Consider the following 17,309-nt stretch of genomic DNA (forward strand, 5'->3'; position numbering starts at 1 on the left):
AGCTTTTATAAAGTTCACATGAAGTAATTTATGTAATATTGAATGTGGCTAAAGCCACTCAATCGCTTTAATGCGACTAAAGTCGCTATCGACTTATCCCCATGTCTGAAGCCAGGGGCTTGCGTCTCGTTTGTGGGTCAAACAGTCAATATTCAGTAGGGTGTGTTACCACTAACCGGGTTTGGATGACCTGGAGAAAGTGACAATTCACCGTAACACACCACATTAAACATGAAACATGGTTGATAGATTTCATTATCAGTAATTACCCGGTTATGATATGATATTTAACTTTGGCAGTCGTAACCTCTATAGTTATAGTCTTAATTTAGCTCCTCAAATTCTTATCACTAATGATACCTAAAAAAAGTTATAGTAATTCCCAAGCTTTCCCAGATACAACTCGTTTAGTAGAGCCAAGTCTAGAGTTAAACTCTATTTTTTCCCATGGAGAACTTTCAGAGTTAGTTCACTCATTAGAACTCAAACGGGAAATACCTTTAAAGTATGGTTACAAAGGTCCAGGTGGTAAAATATGGCATAGTTTTTATGAAAAATATCTTATCCCTCAATGGTTTAAACCTAAAAACGTAGAGATTGATTTATTACAGGACAATTTTGACTATATTAATTCTCAATGGCTAACCTCAAGGGATAGCTCTGAGAATTACCAGAGGATAAATATTATAGATGTAGGTGCTGGTAATTCTTACCCAGTGAAAAAATTTATTTCCCGACTGGTTAAATTAGGTAAAATTAATAAATATATTGCCTTGGATATTAGCCAGGAACTTTTAAGTGTCTCAAAAGCCAACTTCACTAAATGGTTTCCCCAAGTTCAGTTTGAGAGTTACACAGTTGATATAGAAAATACTCCTATTTACCCGGAGATTTTAGGGAGTGATAATATACCTAAGATATTTTTACATTTAGGTGTAACTATTGGCAATCATCAAGACAGAAGTAAAGCCTTACAAAACTTCCGACACAGCATGAACAAAAATGATTTGCTGGTGTTCACTAACGAAATTGGTGATAATTCCCAATGGGATGGAATAGCTCGGGGTGGTTTGAAGTATCATGTAGACGGAATATACAGATGGATGACTGACAAGTTAGGCATAGCTGCGGAGGATTGCCAACTTGTAAGAAAGTATGATATAAAAACAGATAGCGTTACAGCTAATATTAAGTTTCATCGCCACTATACTATAAACTTCAGGCAGTTAGGTATAGATAAAACTGTGGAAATTTTGGCAGATGAAGAGGTGACTATTTGGAGACACCATAAACATCAGATACCGGAACTGATGGAGGAGTTGGCAACGGCAGGATTAGAAATTGTTCATTATAGTTGTAATAAGTACCTATCACATATTATGGTGATTTGTCAAGTTGCTAAGTCTGTTTCTACATAGCGCCAGCGTGTCACGCCATGGTCATGGGAGCTAACTAGAATGTTGAACCATTCTAAACTTTCTAAATGGTCGCCAATGACTTGCTTTTGTCCCGGCGTAAGTTTAAACTGTTTAATGATTTGTTCTAGAGTCCAATCACCGCCGTGAGTGCGTAATAAATCCCGAATGGCTGCAAGTTGTTCTTTTGATTTTTTAGGGAATGGTTGCTGCTGTGTGGGTGTAATTGTAGTTTCTGGGATTGTGGTGATACCTGCAATGGCTACTTGGGTATTCACTTCATGGGGTGCTTGATATTCCGGACGCAACCACCGAATTAAATTATTTCGTTCTTCCCCAGCGCGTTCAGCGTTGAGGGCGACTAATTGGGTGAGAATTTGCTCATCACTGATATTTGGTGACCATCCGTAAGCAGCAAAAACCGCCGCGTCTAGTTCATCGTGAATTGATTTGAGGATGGACACTAAAGCTTGATCATTATATTTTCTATCAGCATCTGTGAAGGGTTCCCCCGTGCGTAATTTTTCTAGGAGGTTATACATCCCGGTAATTGTGACATCAGGATGTTGGCTTTGTACTTGTTTGCGGTGTGCGTCGAGTTTTTCCCCTAAGTCGCGGATTTTTTGTTTTTGTTCTGCGGTGGGTTCGGGGAAAGGGAAGGGGTCGAAGCATTTTGTTTTAACATAAACTCCACCCATCCCTAATGTCCCACCTGCTGCTAAAGCCCAAGTAACATGAATCTTACTGGAAAGAACACCTAAAAAGTAGGCATCATCAAGAGCGATCGCAATTAGTTTATTATCGGGAATAACACCTTGAGCTAAAAATATAAACACCCGGTGTTTAGCTGTTTCTACAGTGACAATATATCGCTGTATATCTTGCAATGCTAGCCTAAGTTCAGGTCTAGGGCGACCAAATACCCACCAGTTTTTGCGTAAATTTTGATCACGATTAGCATCTCGTTCTGGTTTGACTTTCTCTAAAACCCATTGATATGCTTGAGGATAAAGTTTTTCAGCTTCGGTTACACTCAGACCAAAGAAATCAATAATCTTGACATGGCGAGAGCGTTGCAATATATCTCTCCCATTAGTGTAAGTAAATAATATTTCTGACTCAATTTTAGTAAAATCAACTGGTTCTATAATAAACCCAGAACCAAAAAGCATTATACCGCGGCTGGAAAGTTGATCATTTGCTTTGAGAGGTTGGATATTAGTAAGATTAGCACCGCTTCGGAGATTACTAAAAATCACCCCGACATTTTGCCATGCAATATCAATTAAATCTGCCGTATCTTCTGGGGTTTCTCCCTCCCCCTTCAAAATTACCTCCCCCAATTGTACCACCTGAGACCCTGGGGAACCTTCCAACTCCGCCGCAGTCATAGCAATTCGCACCGCAGCACCGTCATCAGTCCAAGGGTGGTCAGGAATGGCAAAAATTAACTTAATGGGGTGCTTTGCTTTTAAATGATATTCTATCACACTCCTTAACCGCACCTGACTAATAGTATTAGTCGTAATCAAACCAAAGCGCTTTACCTGACCCTTTCTGACTAAATCTGCGGCTTTGTGCCACCAATACATGACAAAATCAACAGTATCCGGTACATCTTGATATACTTGACGCAAAGTTTCAGTATAACCATCACCCAATAATTCCCGCATTCTGGCATTACCAATAAACGGCGGGTTGGAGACAATATAATCAGCCTCTGGCCATATTGCCATCCGCGGATTACTATAACTATAAATAGGGATTTGGTCTTGAGGGTCTGGGATATCTTCCCCCGTGACTGGGTGCTTCATAGTACGTCCACCCCACCGGGTGCGGGTTTGGTGAGTGGTGGGGTCAATGGCGGGTTTTTTGCTATCCCAAGCTAACACCGCATCTCGATATTCAATATTATTAAATTTCTGTAACACTGGTTCCGGTGGGGAAGTGTTGCCAAATTGTTTAAAATACCATTGTAAATAACCAATCCAGATGACTAATTCGGCAATACTAGCAGCTCTGGGATTTACTTCAATACCTAAAAACTGAGAAACATTAACTTGGTCTAAAACACTAGATTGATATTGTCCGGTAATATCAGCTATGCGGCGAATAACCTCCGCTTCCAGAGTTTTTAGTAAATCCAAGGTGACATACAAAAAGTTACCAGAACCACAAGCAGGGTCAAGAATTTTAATAGTTCTCAACTTTTGCAGAAATTCTCTGATTAATTCTACCGCTTTCTTTTTCTGGGTCGCCGTTGGTTCTAAGTCTCCTGGAACTTTTAATAACTGGTCTACCACAATTTCTGTTTCTAACCAGTCTTGGCGTAATGGTTCTATCACCACCGGACGCACTAACCTTTCCACATAAGAACGCGGCGTATAATGTGCGCCCAACTTACTGCGTTCTTTGGTATCCAAAGCCCTTTCTAATAAAGTTCCAAAAATTGCCGGTTCTACCTGGCTCCAATCTCTTTTAGCTGCTTGTAATAATACCTCTAATTGGGACTTTGGTAAATCAAAAGCTGTGGCATTTGTAAACAAACTACCATTAAATCTTAATATACTATCAAAACCAAAGGTTCCCCCTTCGTCCATGGTACGCCATAAAGTTTCAATCTCTGGCTTAAAGCTGCTGGGTTGACATAGCCATCTTTGGGTTAATGCTTGAGTAAATACCCCTCTTTTGAGTAGTTGCACATCTTCAGCAAACATGGTAAATATACAACGCATCAAAAAATTAGCCACTTCTTGGGGGTGATGTTGCTGTTTTTCTAACCAATAGGCTAACTGAGCTAAATCACCCGCCACATCTCGTGTTACTTTGGCTCTAATTTTCTCTGGGTTGCGCTTTTGGGGTTGAGTGAAAATATCAACAAATAAGTCAAAAATATCAGGTTTTAATAAATCATTTAGTTTAATAATTTGTCTGGCTCCATAACCACCATAATCACCACTAAATCCCATCCACAACTCAAAATGGTCACCAATATCACAAGTTAATAAAAATGGTGGCTTGACCGGTAAATGGGGTGCATAAGCAGTGGCTTGAATAAATGCTTTTTGCATATATTGATCATAAGCCCTTGTGCCGCGTTTGGGTGTACTATTCCCAGATTTTATAGTTCCCTGTTTGGCTTCTAAGATAAAATGTCCCTGTTTATAAAAATCAATGCGCCCCTGTTTGATGTTTCCTGTAGACTGGGGCATTTTAACATTTTTTTCCAGACAATATGGGTCACCGGGAACCCTACCTTGAGGGGGTGGAGGTGGGACACCTAAAGCCGTACATAAATCTAAACAAAATGAGTCTTTGTTAGCTATTTCATTACCACTAGATCCTTGCCATTTATCTAAAAAAATCTCAACTCTTTGTTGATCAAGTTCCTTCATGTTACTGGTGAAAACAGGTATTTTTGTCAATAAATATCAAGATGACCGAATACAAAACCTTAGTTAATTGATGCTATACTATATATAACATTATCATTAAAGCTAACACTGCTATATAAATACCCGGAGTTGCTGAATTTGAAGATGAGCCAAAATCAACTTACCTAACCGCCATTCTTTGCGCCTTTGCGCCACCTGAAACAGCCAGTTAATTCTCATCAATAGCCCCGTAGATGAAGGTAGCAGACATCATGGTAAAAGAAATATTCTCAACTGAGCTTGCACCTGAACCAGATATCACCCATATTGTTACTGAAGATGATACACCAGTGGATAATTTCCTGTCAGAAAAACAACAGCGCTTATTAACAGAGGTATTGTACAACGGTTGGGTTCCACCCGCAGAAACACAAAATTTTATAGCTGCTGCTAATGTCGGGGTGTTTTACAGTATTGGTTTACCTCCCCTGGTCCCTGATGTGTTCCTCAGTATTGATGTTACCATGCCTTCGGATTGGGGAGAAAAAAAGAACCGCAGTTATTTTGTTTGGCAATTTGGCAAAACTCCAGATGTGGTTATAGAAATAGTTTCTAACCGGGAAGGAAACGAATTAGGCTCTAAATTGAAAGATTACGCCAGAATGGGGGTTCCCTACTACGCAGTGTTTGACCCTTTGCAAATGCTCGGGGAGCAACCACTGCGCGCTTATCAACTGAATATTAGACAGTATTTAGAAATGCATAATTTCTGGTTTGCAGAAATTGGTATAGGCTTAACTTTGTGGTCGGGGGTGTTTGAAGGTAAAGAGGATATTTGGTTACGGTGGTGTGATCAAAATGGGGATGTGCTACCCACTGGGACAGAAAGCGCTCAGTTAGCTAGGGAACAAGCTCAGTTAGCTAGGGAACAAGCTCAATTAGCTAGGGAACAAGCTCAATTAGCTCAACAGGAGGCGATCGCAGCCAAGGAACGCGCAGCCCAATTGGAAGCACAATTGAAAGCTCTGGGAATAGAACCAGACCAGTAATAGCTTAAGTAAAAAAACTTAGTTCAACTCACGTTTTGTTACATTAGTTTTAGAAGATGAGGGAGAATAGGGCAGCTAAATGCCTACAATAAAAGGTTTTGACTCTTAATCTCCCTATTGGTATACTGTTAATTTAAGGTATATTCCTGACATCGATCGCACCGCAGTGGGTGACCTCAGAAATTAACTCAAGGCTGATTTTAAATCACTTTTGGCTTCAGCTAAAGCTTCTGGTAATTTATTGGTGTCCCGTCCCCCAGCTTGAGCTAGATTTGGTCTTCCACCACCACCACCACCGCAAATTTTGGCTATAGCGCCGACGAATTTACCTGCTTGGAGTCCTTTTTGATTAACTTCGGGGCTGAAGGCTGCAACTATACTGACTTTACCAGCTTCAGGAATAGAACCCAATACTACCGCACCACGAGTAATCTTTTGTAGTAACCTTTCAGCAGCAGTTTTTAATGATTCTGGGTCAACCTCTTCCATCTGCGCTACTAATACCTGATAATCACCTACAGATTCTACTGTTTGCAGTAGACTGTCAGATTTTGCGATCGCCAGCTGTGATTTCAGGGTTGCTAGTTGTTTCTCAGCGTTGCGCAGTTCAGTTTGCAGTGTGGTGATCCGCTCCGGTAATTCTTCGGGTTTAACCTTAAAGCGATCGCTTAAATCCCTAACCACTGTATCACGAACATTGAGATAATCCAAAATAGCCGGACCAGAAACCGCCTCAATGCGCCGCACCCCAGAAGCCACACCCGCCTCTGAGATAATTTTAAAGCTGCCTATTTCCGCAGTATTACTGACATGAGTACCGCCGCACAGTTCCATAGAGACACTGGGAAAGTCAATTACCCGCACTTGTTCGCCGTATTTTTCCCCAAACATAGCCACGGCACCTCTAGCCTTGGCTTCTGCTAAAGGTAACACTTCTATGTTAGCTGGATGTGCTTCGGCAATCCAGGTATTTACCTGTTCTTCAATTTGTTGAATTTCCTCTGATGTCAAAGCGCGGGGACAGTTAAAGTCAAACCGCAACCTGTCAAAGGAGACCAGGGAACCAGCTTGAGATATACCATCATCAACAATTTTCTTAAGAGCCGCTTGCAGTAAATGTGTAGCGGTATGATTAGCTTGAGCGCGACGACGACAAGCGCGATCAATTTGAGCGGTGACAGTATCTCCTACTCGGATTGTACCGCGTTCTATGCGGCCAAAGTGGATAAAAAAGTCAGATTCTTTTTTCACATCTGTAACCCGCACCAACACAGCATCACCGGAGACATAACCGCGATCGCCAATTTGTCCCCCAGATTCGGCATAAAATGGGGTTTGATTGAGGACAATTTGAACTTCTGTCCCTGCTTCTGCTTCCTCTTGGGCAATACCATCTATTAATATGGCTTCTACTTTAGCAGTGGAAGCGGGTTGACTATAACCTAGAAATTCCGTAGCGTGGATATGTTCAGCTAACTTGTCTAAAGAACCTTGCACAGTTAAATCAATGGTTTCGTGAGCAGCTTTAGCTCGTTCTACCTGTTTTTGCATTTCAGCATCAAAACCAGCTTCATCCACAGTCAGATGATTTTCGGCGGCGATTTCTTGGGTAAGTTCTAAGGGGAAACCAAAGGTATCATATAAAGTAAAAGCACTTTCGCCGCTAATTTGAGTTTTACCTTGGCCTTTCACCTCTTGAATAATTTCCGCGAGCAGTTTTTCCCCTCTATCTAGAGTTTTAAGGAAATTGGCTTCTTCTCGTTGCAGTTCGGCTTTAATTGCTGCTTCCCGTTGACGCACATTGGGGTAAGCTGATTCTGAAAGAGAAATTGCGGTTTCTGCCACTTGGGTGATAAATTCCCCATTAATACCAATTAACCGCCCATGACGGACTACCCGGCGAATTAAGCGCCGTAGGACATAACCACGTCCCACATTAGCAGCGCGAATTTCATCAGCAATCATGTGGACTACAGATCGCACATGGTCACCAATGACTTTGAGGGAAACTTGGGTTTTCTCGTCGCTGCTGTGGTATGATATTTTAGCTATCTGAGCAGCGGTTTCAATAATCGGGAAAATTAAATCAGTTTCGTAGTTATTGGGGACTTGTTGCAGGATTTGCGCCATCCTTTCCAAACCCATACCGGTGTCAATGTTTTTATTTTGCAGTGGGGTTAAATTACCCGATGCATCCCGGTTATATTGCATAAACACCAGGTTGTAAAATTCGATAAACCGGGTATCGTCTTCTAAGTCAATATTTTCATCTCCCCGTTCTGGGTGAAAATCATAATAAATTTCTGAACAAGGACCACAAGGACCCGTAGGACCAGATACCCAAAAGTTATCTTCTTCACCCATGCGCTTAATTCTAGCTACTGGTACGCCGATGTCATCGCGCCAGATATTATAGGCTTCATCATCTTCTTGAAAGACGCTAACCACTAGGCGCTCTGGTGGTAAACCAAAGATTTTTGTGGATAGCTCCCACCCCCAAGCGATCGCCTGTGGTTTAAAATAGTCACCAAAGCTAAAGTTACCCAACATCTCAAAAAATGTATGATGGCGTTTAGTGCGACCAACATTTTCAATATCGTTAGTCCTGATACACTTTTGAGATGTGGTAGCGCGGTTAAATTCCGGTGTGCGCTGTCCCAGGAATATGGGTTTAAATGGTAGCATCCCCGCAATAGTTAGCAGTACGGTGGGGTCTTCGGGAACGAGGGAGGCGCTGGGTAAGATTTTGTGTCCTCGTTGGGCGAAGAAGTCAAGGAATGAATCGCGAATTGCATTACCGCTAAGTTTCTGGGGAGTGGAAGCCATGGGTTGAAAAAGTCGTCTTAATACTTGTTTTTACACAAAAAAATATGCCCCAGGATAGAGTATCTACGCCATAAGTGACTAACAGCCCACCGACAGGTATTTATTCTACTGTTTCTCACCCACAGCGATCTGCTTTTAGCAGTGCTGGCGCTATCACCAGGAGCATCTATAGTATAGGTGATGATGATTCAGCTGTGGCAATTATCCGCTGACAATCCCTGACAGATGCGCCCTGTTCCATCGATTTAACTAAGGCTTGGTAACTAGACCAATTTGCTTGTAATAAAGTCTTTGCTTGTAGCAGATGAAATCGTTGTTTCTGTTCACTAGCGGAAGCAGAAAAACCCAAACCTGCTAAAACTCCCGCTAACTTGCTTTTATCGTCAGTACCGCCTTGTGCATCATTGAAAACTAAAGTTTCGGCGACAATGCCTGCCATCCAGACTGTACAATAACGGTCAAGGATTTGAGCGCTAATTGTCCCCCGTTCTAATTGGGATGCTAATTCCCCATCATCAAAGGTCACACCCCCCTGTCCTGGTTGTCCTTGTTTCCAAGCATCCCAAGCAGTGAGAGTATAACCAGTCACAGGGATATTCAGCAGATGTGCAGCCAGAAAATGACCAGCTTCGTGGTGGATGATGCGATCGCGGTGTTGGGGAGAAAAACTGGCAATCCAATCTAAAATTATAGTGCCACCCCGCCCTTGTAAACTAAAACTGTCAAAAGTGACTATTCCCAAAATACTAAAGGTGGCGATCGCAGGTACTGCGGGGGACAAATGAATTAATGGCCCTAACAAGACTGATAGGGTCATGAGAAATATAGATATTGCTAATAAATTTAAACTAGTTTGACTCATTCCAGGGGACTAAACTGCAACTTAAATTATACCCACATATAGACATTATTACCATTATGTCAACATAATAGAGTGCATACAGCGAGGTAACTCTATTATGGACAACAATCAAATGACTATTTCCATTGGCGACACTGCTCAAGAGCTAGGCGTGTCAGTAAAAACGGTTAAACTTTCGCATTATCAAAGGTGATGTAGATCCTATGGGTATATAATATCAAAATTAATAAAACATTGGAGGTCGAACAATGTTACTCAGTTTTCAAACAGCACTGATACCAAACAACAAACAGGTGTCAGCTTTCCGTGCATTTCTCAAAAACCATAAGTTAGCAGGTGCAATTGCTGACTGTGGTATGTATGAATTTCGACGGCAGTTAGAGTATAAAACGGATAAATTCTCAAGTCAACTAATCATTGTTGATAGGATGTTTCCTAGTTCTCAGATTTGCTCTAACTGTGGTAATCATAGGCATAAAATGCCACTGAAAAACCGTGTTTATATCTGTCCCGATTGTGGACACACTGAAGACAGAGATTTAAACGCCGCCAAAAATATTGACCGGTGGTTTGAGAAGATTTTTATTCCTGAACGGTCAGAAACGGTAAGCTTTACCGGGATTGCTTGCGGAGCGGATAAACCTCTGAGAAGTCATTCTCAGACCGCGATGAAACAAGAAGTTAACGCTAAAATTGCCAGTGTCCAGTTAAGTCTAGACTTGGGGATTTTTGGGTAAGTTTAACCGAGCGGATTCTCTGAGTTCTTGACACTTAGCCTGTGCAGCTTGGTAAGCCGCTAAATATTCGCCACCACCCAACATCACATTACCATAATACTCATAGGGTGCATCCCCATAAACCGGTAATGGGTCATCCTCGGGATAATCTTCCTGTGATTCCTCAATAATCGCTTTTAATTGTTTCCTGGTAAAACTTTGGGCGGCAAAGTACCAAAGTTCTTGAGTTTTTTTGTTTAGGTGTGGTAGACTGGGATCTATAATCTTAATTAGAGAATCCTCCCCAGAGGTATCAGCCAACTCTAGCCAACCATGTTCAATAGGTTGGTAAGGTTTACCCCCTATAGCCAAAAACCCCTGGACATAGTTCGCCTGATCTGTGACTAACAGCGCCCTATAAGCATTATCAAAGGGCTGACGAGCCTTACTTTTAATATTTTGCGCAACTTCCATTGACAGCGTTTCATCCAGTGCCTTGTTCATTGAATGCGGGAATTATGGCATTAACTAGAATATATTATCATTCCCGGCTATGCTGAATATTGCTGATTTTCGCCGAAAACAAAGCCGGAACCTCTCCCCTAACTCCTTGTCCTGTGATCAGTTCCACAACATCCATGCCATTACCAATTACCCCTGGTACACTAGGATAGCCGGCAGTAGCCCCCACAAGAAACAAGTTAGGCAACTCTGTAATATATCCTAACCGATTTAACCCCACTTGTTCAGGTACTAACTTTGCACCGTAAATATTACCTTGGGGTTGTCCGAGATAAAATTCACTGGTGGTGGGTGTACCAGAAACCTTCATGCGCGCGTACTGGTCTACATCGGGAATTAAATCTCGAACACTGGTCATGATCTGCTGGTAAACTTCCCGTTTCTTGGCTTTATAGCCTTGGTGGTTGGTGTCTTGCAGATGTTTAAATGGTTCGTAAGGGCAGACAGTGGCGATTTCTAAGATATGATGACCTGGTGGAGCTATTCCGGCGTTATCTCTAGATTTCATCGTGGGACAAGATAGGAAAATCCAAGGTTGGCTGAGGTCTCCCTGAAATTGGCGTTGATATTCCCTGTTTAAATCTCCTGTGGGATAATACCAAATATTCCAGTTACCAATCCTATAATTTTCTGGTTGAAAGCGACTATCTAAACCCAGGTAAATATTAAATGCACTAGTTGAGTATTCGTAATTGGTAAGGCGTTGACGTTCCCTTAAGCTCAAAGCTGTGGTGTCGTGTATTAACTCTACTGTTAATTTGGGGTCAAGGTCGCTAATATAGCCCTGAGTAGCTTGGTAGGTTTGATCACCAGCAGTTACCCATTGTACTTGCTTTTGATTAACTTCAATATGCTGGACAGGAGTTGAATATTTAATTATACCTCCCCCTTCGGTGATCGCATCTGTAATACTATCTACAAACTGCTTAAAATGGTATTGAGGATAGTAAGCGCCTTCTGAGTAATCCCAAACTAGGGAAGTGTGGATCAGTAAGGCGATTTCATGAGGTGGTAGTGCATAATCACCACTTTGTCCCCCTAGTACTGCTTGTAATTTGGGTGATAAACCCACATGGTCATATAAGTCTTGTAAAGTCCAGTTGCGCTTTCTAAATAAATGGAAATATTTAGGTAACTTCAACCAGTCTGACCAATTCTGATTATACCAACGTATTTCCCCCCCTAGGCTACGCATTTCCTGATGGATCTGCGCAATTGTGTCACAGTAGCCATTAATAGCAGTTGTCTCCTCGGGAAAAGTGGAGAGTAAACGCGATCGCAAGTTTTCCCATCCTAAAGGAATTTTAAAATCTACCTGCGGTGTAATTATCCGGTCTATGCAGTCTGGGTCAAGGCTATGAAAGGGGACATGGCGCTGAATGTAGTTGAGAAATTGCCCAATAGTTTGACTAGGTGCGCATTGAGATATATAATGGACATTAGCGCAAAAACTATAGTCACCATAATCAAAAGTGTGGCAGCAGCCGCCAGGTAGGTAATGTTTTTCTAAAACAGCCACCCTGTATCCTTGCTTAGTTAAACAAGCTGCGGCGGAAAGTCCACCTAATCCGGCCCCCAGAATGACATAATCAAAATTGTGCATCTGGCTGTCCCCTTTTGCTTGATAATTTTTCTAGACCCAGACAACGTAATACTTACTCAGAACCAGATTCACCCCCACCATCTGGGGTAGTCATCATATGTGCGGGAGGTGCGGATTCTGTTTCAATTTCATTTTCTGCTTCTACTTTAATATCTAGCTGTTGATTAACAGTAGCTTCAGGGGTAGATGTGCTTGACTCTGGTTGGTCTGACTCTTGACTAAGACCGGGTTGCTGTGGGGAGGTTTCCCCTTCTTGAGCTAAAACCTGAGATATGGGATTGAAAGCAGTAACAGCCATACTGCTAAATAGTAGCATAAAGGCGACTTTGGCCAAAGACTTCATATCTTTACCTGAATAAGTTTTAACTTCATTTTCAACAATCGTCAAAATCTAGTTATCCTACTCAAGTTAGAACCGCTACAATCTTCAGTCAGATTTCCCAAGAATGGGAAAACATTTATGCTTCTAAATCTGCCAACTGAGGAATTAAAGCCTGGAGAGCAAGACCCCGATGGCTAATTGACCCTTTGATCTCCCGTGACATTTGCGCAAAAGTCAATTGCTGCTCAGGAACGTAAAATATAGGGTCGTAGCCAAAACCACCCTCACCCCTGGGTGTATGGAGAATTTCGCCGCGACATACCCCTGTGGATTGTAAAACTATTTTACCATCAGGACGAGCGATCGCCACTGCACAGACAAACTGAGCTTGGCGATTTTCTGAGTTACCTAACTCTTGTAATAACCTAGCAATGCGACCTGAGTCGCTTTGACCATAACGTGCAGAATAAACCCCTGGTGCGCCATTTAAAGCATCTACTTGTAACCCAGAATCATCACCGATCGCCCATTGTCCTGTAGCTTGAGCAATTTGGGAGGCCTTGAGACAAGCATTGTCTGCAAAAGTTGTACCGGTTTCTGCAACTTCTAATTCTGGTGGTTTGAGGGTTAATTCCCAACCAGAATTAGCGAGATAAGCTTGTAGTTCCCGGAGCTTACCGGGGTTACCCGTAGCTACTACCATTATTTTAGTCATATATTCATTTAACAGTTTAGGTCGCCCAATTTTTTGCCCAAGCCAAGGTTTGATGTACTTCCTCAAGTGTTGCTGCTTCACAATACAGACGTAACACCGGTTCAGTACCGCTAAACCGAATCATTAACCAGCTGTCATCAGCTAACCGGTATTTATAACCGTCGATGGTTTGACAATCAACTACTGCTTTGAGCGCAATTTCCCTTAATGGTTCGGTTTCCAGTTGTTGTAAAAGACGCGATCGCACTGCCATACTAGCTAAAGGTAAATCAATGCGGTCATAAGCGGAGGTGAAACCTGTTTTCTGTTGTAAATCCCGGTAATAATCGCTTAAATCGAGACCAGATGATACAATAGCTTCTAAAACATACAATGCTGATAGCAGTGCATCACGTTCGGGAATATGACTACCATAGCCGATTCCTCCCGACTCTTCACCACCTAACAACACCTGTGCTGCTAACATTCTATCAGCGATGTACTTATATCCCACTGCTGTTTCAAAAACTGGTAAATTATGCAGTGCTGCTACCCGGGGAATTAAATCTGAACCACTGACAGTTTTAACAATTTCACCTGTAAAACCCCGCCTTTGGGTAAGGTGGTCGATTAATATAGGTATTAAGATTTGGGAACTCAAAAAGTTAGCTTTTCCATCTACTGCGCCGATGCGATCGCAGTCCCCGTCAAATACTAACCCCACCGTTAAACCTGATGTGTCTGTTTGGCGGTGGCTTTTAATGACTGAGAATAAACCAGATAGGTATTTTGGTAAAGGTTCTGGCGCTCCTCCTGCAAATAAAGGATCGCGGTTGCTGTTGATTTCTTGAACCCCATGTTTGAGTAATTTTCCCAATCCCCCAGCTGCCGCACCATGCATGACATCGGCGAATAATGTCAGTTTACCACAGGCGATCGCCTCTTGAATCTTGGCAATATTAACTTTACCTTTTAAGGCTGTGATGTAACTAGGCCAGGGGTTAAATATATCTTGTTTTCCGGGTTTAGCTGCTGGTGGTACACCCACAGATAATAAAGTTTCAATTTCTTTTGTCACTTCTGGCGGTACTGAACCCCCACAATGACCCTTGACTTTTAGACCTAAATATGTACCGGGGTTATGACTGGCTGTAATAACTAGCGCCCCCAAAGCATTAAGTTCTTTAGCCGCCCAACTAAAAGCCGGAGTTGGGGCGTAGGTTTCGCTGAGTAAAACATCAAAGCCGACAGCGCAGACAGTATCAGCCACAGTGCGAGCAAAGTCCTCGGCCATAAAGCGGCGATCATAGCCGACAATAATAGTTTTGCTGCCTACTGTAGAATTATATGTATTATATAAGACTTGAGCGGCAACTGGTGCCACTAATGCTAGGCGTTCAAAGGTGAATTCATCAGCAATCACCCCCCGCCAACCGTCTGTACCAAACTTAATAGAGTTAGCAGCAACTGGCATTAAGTTATCCTCACTGTTTACGAGAGGATTTTAGCATTTATAATCGAGGAGTGAATTCTTGCAATGCTTGACTCAATGGATCCGCCGAGGAAGAATTTAACAGACTGAGATTGAGAGGATATCGACTGAGATATTGAGCATAAGAGGGTCGTAAATAAGAAGCATATTCGGGGCGATTGACAAGGTGTGCTTCCCAAAAGGCCAGATTCAAAGCCCGAAGGTAAGAATAAGCTGGCGCAGGATTTGGACCGAGTAAAGCCGGTGGTATAGGTAACACATTATTTTCTGGATCTATTTGGGCGATCGCACTGAAATGAGTAGCATTTTCAATTAATACCAAATACTTATTAGGAGTAGTCAACCAGGTAAAAGGCCGAACCTGCTCAGACACCATAGGGGTAGCAATATCCTGACTATTCGCCACCAGCATCACAGGAACTCGAATTTGACTGATTTCACTTTCACCAAAAATTGAACTAGATACAGGATTAATAGCCAATACAGCTTTAATGCGGTCATCTTGGAGTGCATAATCTTTAACTTCTAACTGCGTAACTTGACACTGTAAAAACAGCGACAAATTAAAAGAGGAAATATTCGGACTACAATCTTGTTGCAGTTGGTCAAAATTAATCTTGGCTCCTGCCAAACTTAACACAGTGTAACCACCAAAAGAATGTCCCATGGCTCCGACTTGCTCAAAGTTGAGTCCTTGGAGGTTAGGATCTGATTTTTCTCTGCGCTCAAGTTCATCCAGGAGAAACTTAATATCTAAAGGTCGGTTAATAAATTCTTCGGCTTCTAATGGCCCAGCCAAACCCGTCAAGTAGCGCCGAACACGTTCCGCATTACTCCCCGGGTGTTCTAATACCGCTACAGCAAAACCGTGGGATGCTAAATGTTCAGCCAAATAAGCAAAAGAAGAACGGTCAGAAGCAATACCATGAGAAATCACAATCAGAGGAAAAGGCGGCGCTGTTCCTTGTGGTAGATAAATATCTGTGGGTATGATGCGAAGAACATCGCGGGACCTATCCCGGAGTATCAATTCGGTTCGTCGCCAAGTAAACGGACCAGATGCAGCTAAATCCGGCCGTTGCTTCCAATTAATGGGCGCACCATGGGCGATCGCTTCTTGTTGAATCCAAGTTACAACCTCATCCCTTTTCTCTAATACCTGCGATAAATCATCAACCAACTTTAGCCCCTCTGTAAAATTTAACCGTACTGTGGGGGAGGGAAAGTGACGCAGAAAATTCACCACTGTTAAGCCTTCTGGAGAAGCAGCAGCTAGTATTAAAGCACCTCTGATGGCGTAAAAGCCATTTTGCCTTGATTCCGTGCGGATTAAGCCCCCTAAACGGTCTATGAGGTCTTCGCCTATAGGTGAGTAACTCACCTGAGATACAAGAGTGGGAGTAACATTAAATTCCTGCTGTAGCACTTCTCGTAATTGAGCCAGTTGCTGGGGATTAACCCGGCGCGCATAAAAGGAAAATTCGTCAGTGATTTTCCCTTTTTGAGCAAATATTGCTAATGAGTCCAGACTCAGGGAGAATTCCCCAAAAGGAGGGTAAAAAAAGCTAATCCGTTCAGCCCCCATTCCGGGGGTAGCAGTCATCAAAGTCCATAGCAGCCCTAAAATTGAAGATTGCCAAAATTTTTTCAATAAAATCATGTCCGTTTAATCAAACTCAATAAAAAATGTTTGCTCTTAGTCAGTACAAACTGTTTATTATTATGTATGAATGGTCGGACATTACATAAACTTTATCAAGTTTATCCGCTTATTTTGCTCCCAGGGGTTTCTCGCCTTTAGAACAACGAGCAAACCATTCCTGATATTTCTTCTGTAGGGACTCATTTGTCACAGCAATTGTAATTTTTACCTGCTCACAGCCGTGATTTTTTTCCTGAGCGATCGCATTTAAAAGTAAACTAGCAATTTTCGGCGAACTGAATTCACCACTCACATTTACATGGGTATTTAGAACCGTTCCTAATGGTCTATCATCCTCGATGAACTCAAGACCAGAAATCTCACCCTGTGTCAAGTCAATTTCTGCCAGTCGTTTATTCTCTGGACTAACTTGCTCCACAATTAATTTTTCACGCCTCACAGGTACTTGTATTATTTGAGTTTCAATTTCTTTGCGAATAATAACATCACCAAGTTTGGATTTTTTATGATCAGCTATCAATCGTTCTTCTATTAAACGAAAAGTATCTTCTTCCTCAACTTCAGTTTGACTTTTAATCATCTTGTTATTCAGCGTTTTTAGTTCAGTTAATTTATCTACTGTTTTTTGACCATCTGCTTTTTGCAGTTTTAAATATTCAGACATAAGCTCTACTCTTGATCAAATGTTTTGATTAGATCACCTTTATCAGGCCTATGGTAGAGTATTTAAACCACCATAGCCTGAGAATCGATAGTGAAGTAGTTCAACCT

Annotated in this window: 13 protein-coding genes; 3 read left to right on the forward strand and 10 right to left on the reverse strand. The window is 42.0% G+C overall.

Going from position 1 to position 17,309, the window contains the following annotated elements; translation table 11 throughout:
* Positions 1-353: 353 nt before the first annotated feature.
* A complete protein-coding gene (locus tag NWP21_RS05125; protein ID WP_280791864.1) occupies positions 354-1,418 on the forward strand; it encodes an L-histidine N(alpha)-methyltransferase in 1,065 nt (354 codons plus the stop codon).
* Here the strand turns inward: NWP21_RS05125 and NWP21_RS05130 are convergent.
* On the reverse strand, positions 1,391-4,810 hold the full coding sequence (locus NWP21_RS05130; RefSeq protein WP_280791865.1) for a DNA methyltransferase: 3,420 nt from the start codon (positions 4,808-4,810) through the stop codon (positions 1,391-1,393). The genes NWP21_RS05125 and NWP21_RS05130 overlap by 28 nt on opposite strands.
* A gap of 251 nt (positions 4,811-5,061) precedes the next feature.
* Here NWP21_RS05130 and NWP21_RS05135 point away from each other — a divergent pair, with 251 nt between their 5' ends.
* Entirely contained in the window at positions 5,062-5,838 is a 777-nt protein-coding gene (locus tag NWP21_RS05135) for a Uma2 family endonuclease (protein WP_280791866.1), read from the forward strand.
* A 183-nt stretch (positions 5,839-6,021) separates the two neighbouring features.
* Here the strand turns inward: NWP21_RS05135 and alaS are convergent, their stop codons facing one another.
* Positions 6,022-8,664 (reverse strand): alanine--tRNA ligase, encoded by a 2,643-nt coding sequence (gene alaS, locus NWP21_RS05140; RefSeq protein ID WP_280791867.1) that lies wholly within the window; start codon positions 8,662-8,664, stop codon positions 6,022-6,024.
* Positions 8,665-8,830: 166 nt separating this feature from the next.
* The gene (locus NWP21_RS05145; protein ID WP_280791868.1) at positions 8,831-9,526 is read right to left on the reverse strand and encodes an ATP-dependent Zn protease; all 696 of its coding nucleotides are present in this window, start codon (positions 9,524-9,526) and stop codon (positions 8,831-8,833) included.
* A gap of 248 nt (positions 9,527-9,774) precedes the next feature.
* On the opposite strand from NWP21_RS05145, the gene NWP21_RS05150 reads away from it, so the two are divergent.
* Positions 9,775-10,263: a zinc ribbon domain-containing protein gene (locus NWP21_RS05150; protein ID WP_280791869.1), complete on the forward strand. Its 489-nt coding sequence runs from the start codon at positions 9,775-9,777 to the stop codon at positions 10,261-10,263.
* On the opposite strand, the gene NWP21_RS05155 is transcribed toward NWP21_RS05150, so the two are convergent.
* The 7 genes from NWP21_RS05155 to NWP21_RS05185 form a co-directional block, all read right to left on the reverse strand.
* Positions 10,240-10,746 carry a hypothetical protein gene (locus NWP21_RS05155; RefSeq protein ID WP_280791870.1) on the reverse strand — a complete coding sequence of 169 codons (507 nt, stop codon included), beginning with the start codon at positions 10,744-10,746 and terminating at the stop codon, positions 10,240-10,242. The genes NWP21_RS05150 and NWP21_RS05155 overlap by 24 nt on opposite strands.
* Before the next feature lie 37 nt (positions 10,747-10,783).
* Positions 10,784-12,367, reverse strand: a complete 1,584-nt coding sequence (locus NWP21_RS05160) for an NAD(P)/FAD-dependent oxidoreductase (RefSeq protein ID WP_280791871.1) — start codon at positions 12,365-12,367, stop codon at positions 10,784-10,786.
* 52 nt (positions 12,368-12,419) lie between these two features.
* A complete protein-coding gene (locus tag NWP21_RS05165) occupies positions 12,420-12,755 on the reverse strand; it encodes a hypothetical protein (protein ID WP_280791872.1) in 336 nt (111 codons plus the stop codon).
* Between the two features lie 70 nt (positions 12,756-12,825).
* Complete coding sequence (gene rdgB, locus NWP21_RS05170; protein WP_280791873.1) at positions 12,826-13,404, reverse strand: RdgB/HAM1 family non-canonical purine NTP pyrophosphatase; 579 nt, start codon at positions 13,402-13,404, stop codon at positions 12,826-12,828.
* Between the two features lie 16 nt (positions 13,405-13,420).
* The gene (locus NWP21_RS05175) at positions 13,421-14,857 is read right to left on the reverse strand and encodes a phosphoglucomutase/phosphomannomutase family protein (RefSeq protein ID WP_280791874.1); all 1,437 of its coding nucleotides are present in this window, start codon (positions 14,855-14,857) and stop codon (positions 13,421-13,423) included.
* Positions 14,858-14,894: 37 nt separating this feature from the next.
* Entirely contained in the window at positions 14,895-16,535 is a 1,641-nt protein-coding gene (locus NWP21_RS05180; protein WP_280791875.1) for an alpha/beta hydrolase, read from the reverse strand.
* Between the two features lie 109 nt (positions 16,536-16,644).
* Positions 16,645-17,202: a DUF2382 domain-containing protein gene (locus tag NWP21_RS05185; protein WP_271734858.1), complete on the reverse strand. Its 558-nt coding sequence runs from the start codon at positions 17,200-17,202 to the stop codon at positions 16,645-16,647.
* Between the last annotated feature and the right edge of the window lie 107 nt (positions 17,203-17,309).

The sequence above is a fragment of the Anabaenopsis sp. FSS-46 genome, assembly GCF_029891665.1.
Classification (GTDB): domain Bacteria; phylum Cyanobacteriota; class Cyanobacteriia; order Cyanobacteriales; family Nostocaceae; genus Anabaenopsis; species Anabaenopsis arnoldii.

Bases quoted from the DNA above. Each gene is read 5' to 3' on its own strand.
- NWP21_RS05130 (WP_280791865.1), bottom strand. From the start codon at position 4,810: ATGAAGGAACTTGATCAACAAAGAGTTGAGATTTTTTTAGATAAATGG.
- alaS (WP_280791867.1), bottom strand. From the start codon at position 8,664: ATGGCTTCCACTCCCCAGAAACTTAGCGGTAATGCAATTCGCGATTCA.
- NWP21_RS05175 (WP_280791874.1), bottom strand. From the start codon at position 14,857: ATGCCAGTTGCTGCTAACTCTATTAAGTTTGGTACAGACGGTTGGCGG.
- NWP21_RS05185 (WP_271734858.1), bottom strand. From the start codon at position 17,202: ATGTCTGAATATTTAAAACTGCAAAAAGCAGATGGTCAAAAAACAGTA.
- NWP21_RS05135 (WP_280791866.1), top strand. From the start codon at position 5,062: ATGGTAAAAGAAATATTCTCAACTGAGCTTGCACCTGAACCAGATATC.
- NWP21_RS05150 (WP_280791869.1), top strand. From the start codon at position 9,775: ATGTTACTCAGTTTTCAAACAGCACTGATACCAAACAACAAACAGGTG.
- NWP21_RS05145 (WP_280791868.1), bottom strand. From the start codon at position 9,526: ATGAGTCAAACTAGTTTAAATTTATTAGCAATATCTATATTTCTCATG.
- rdgB (WP_280791873.1), bottom strand. From the start codon at position 13,404: ATGACTAAAATAATGGTAGTAGCTACGGGTAACCCCGGTAAGCTCCGG.
- NWP21_RS05180 (WP_280791875.1), bottom strand. From the start codon at position 16,535: ATGATTTTATTGAAAAAATTTTGGCAATCTTCAATTTTAGGGCTGCTA.
- NWP21_RS05155 (WP_280791870.1), bottom strand. From the start codon at position 10,746: ATGAACAAGGCACTGGATGAAACGCTGTCAATGGAAGTTGCGCAAAAT.
- NWP21_RS05160 (WP_280791871.1), bottom strand. From the start codon at position 12,367: ATGCACAATTTTGATTATGTCATTCTGGGGGCCGGATTAGGTGGACTT.
- NWP21_RS05125 (WP_280791864.1), top strand. From the start codon at position 354: ATGATACCTAAAAAAAGTTATAGTAATTCCCAAGCTTTCCCAGATACA.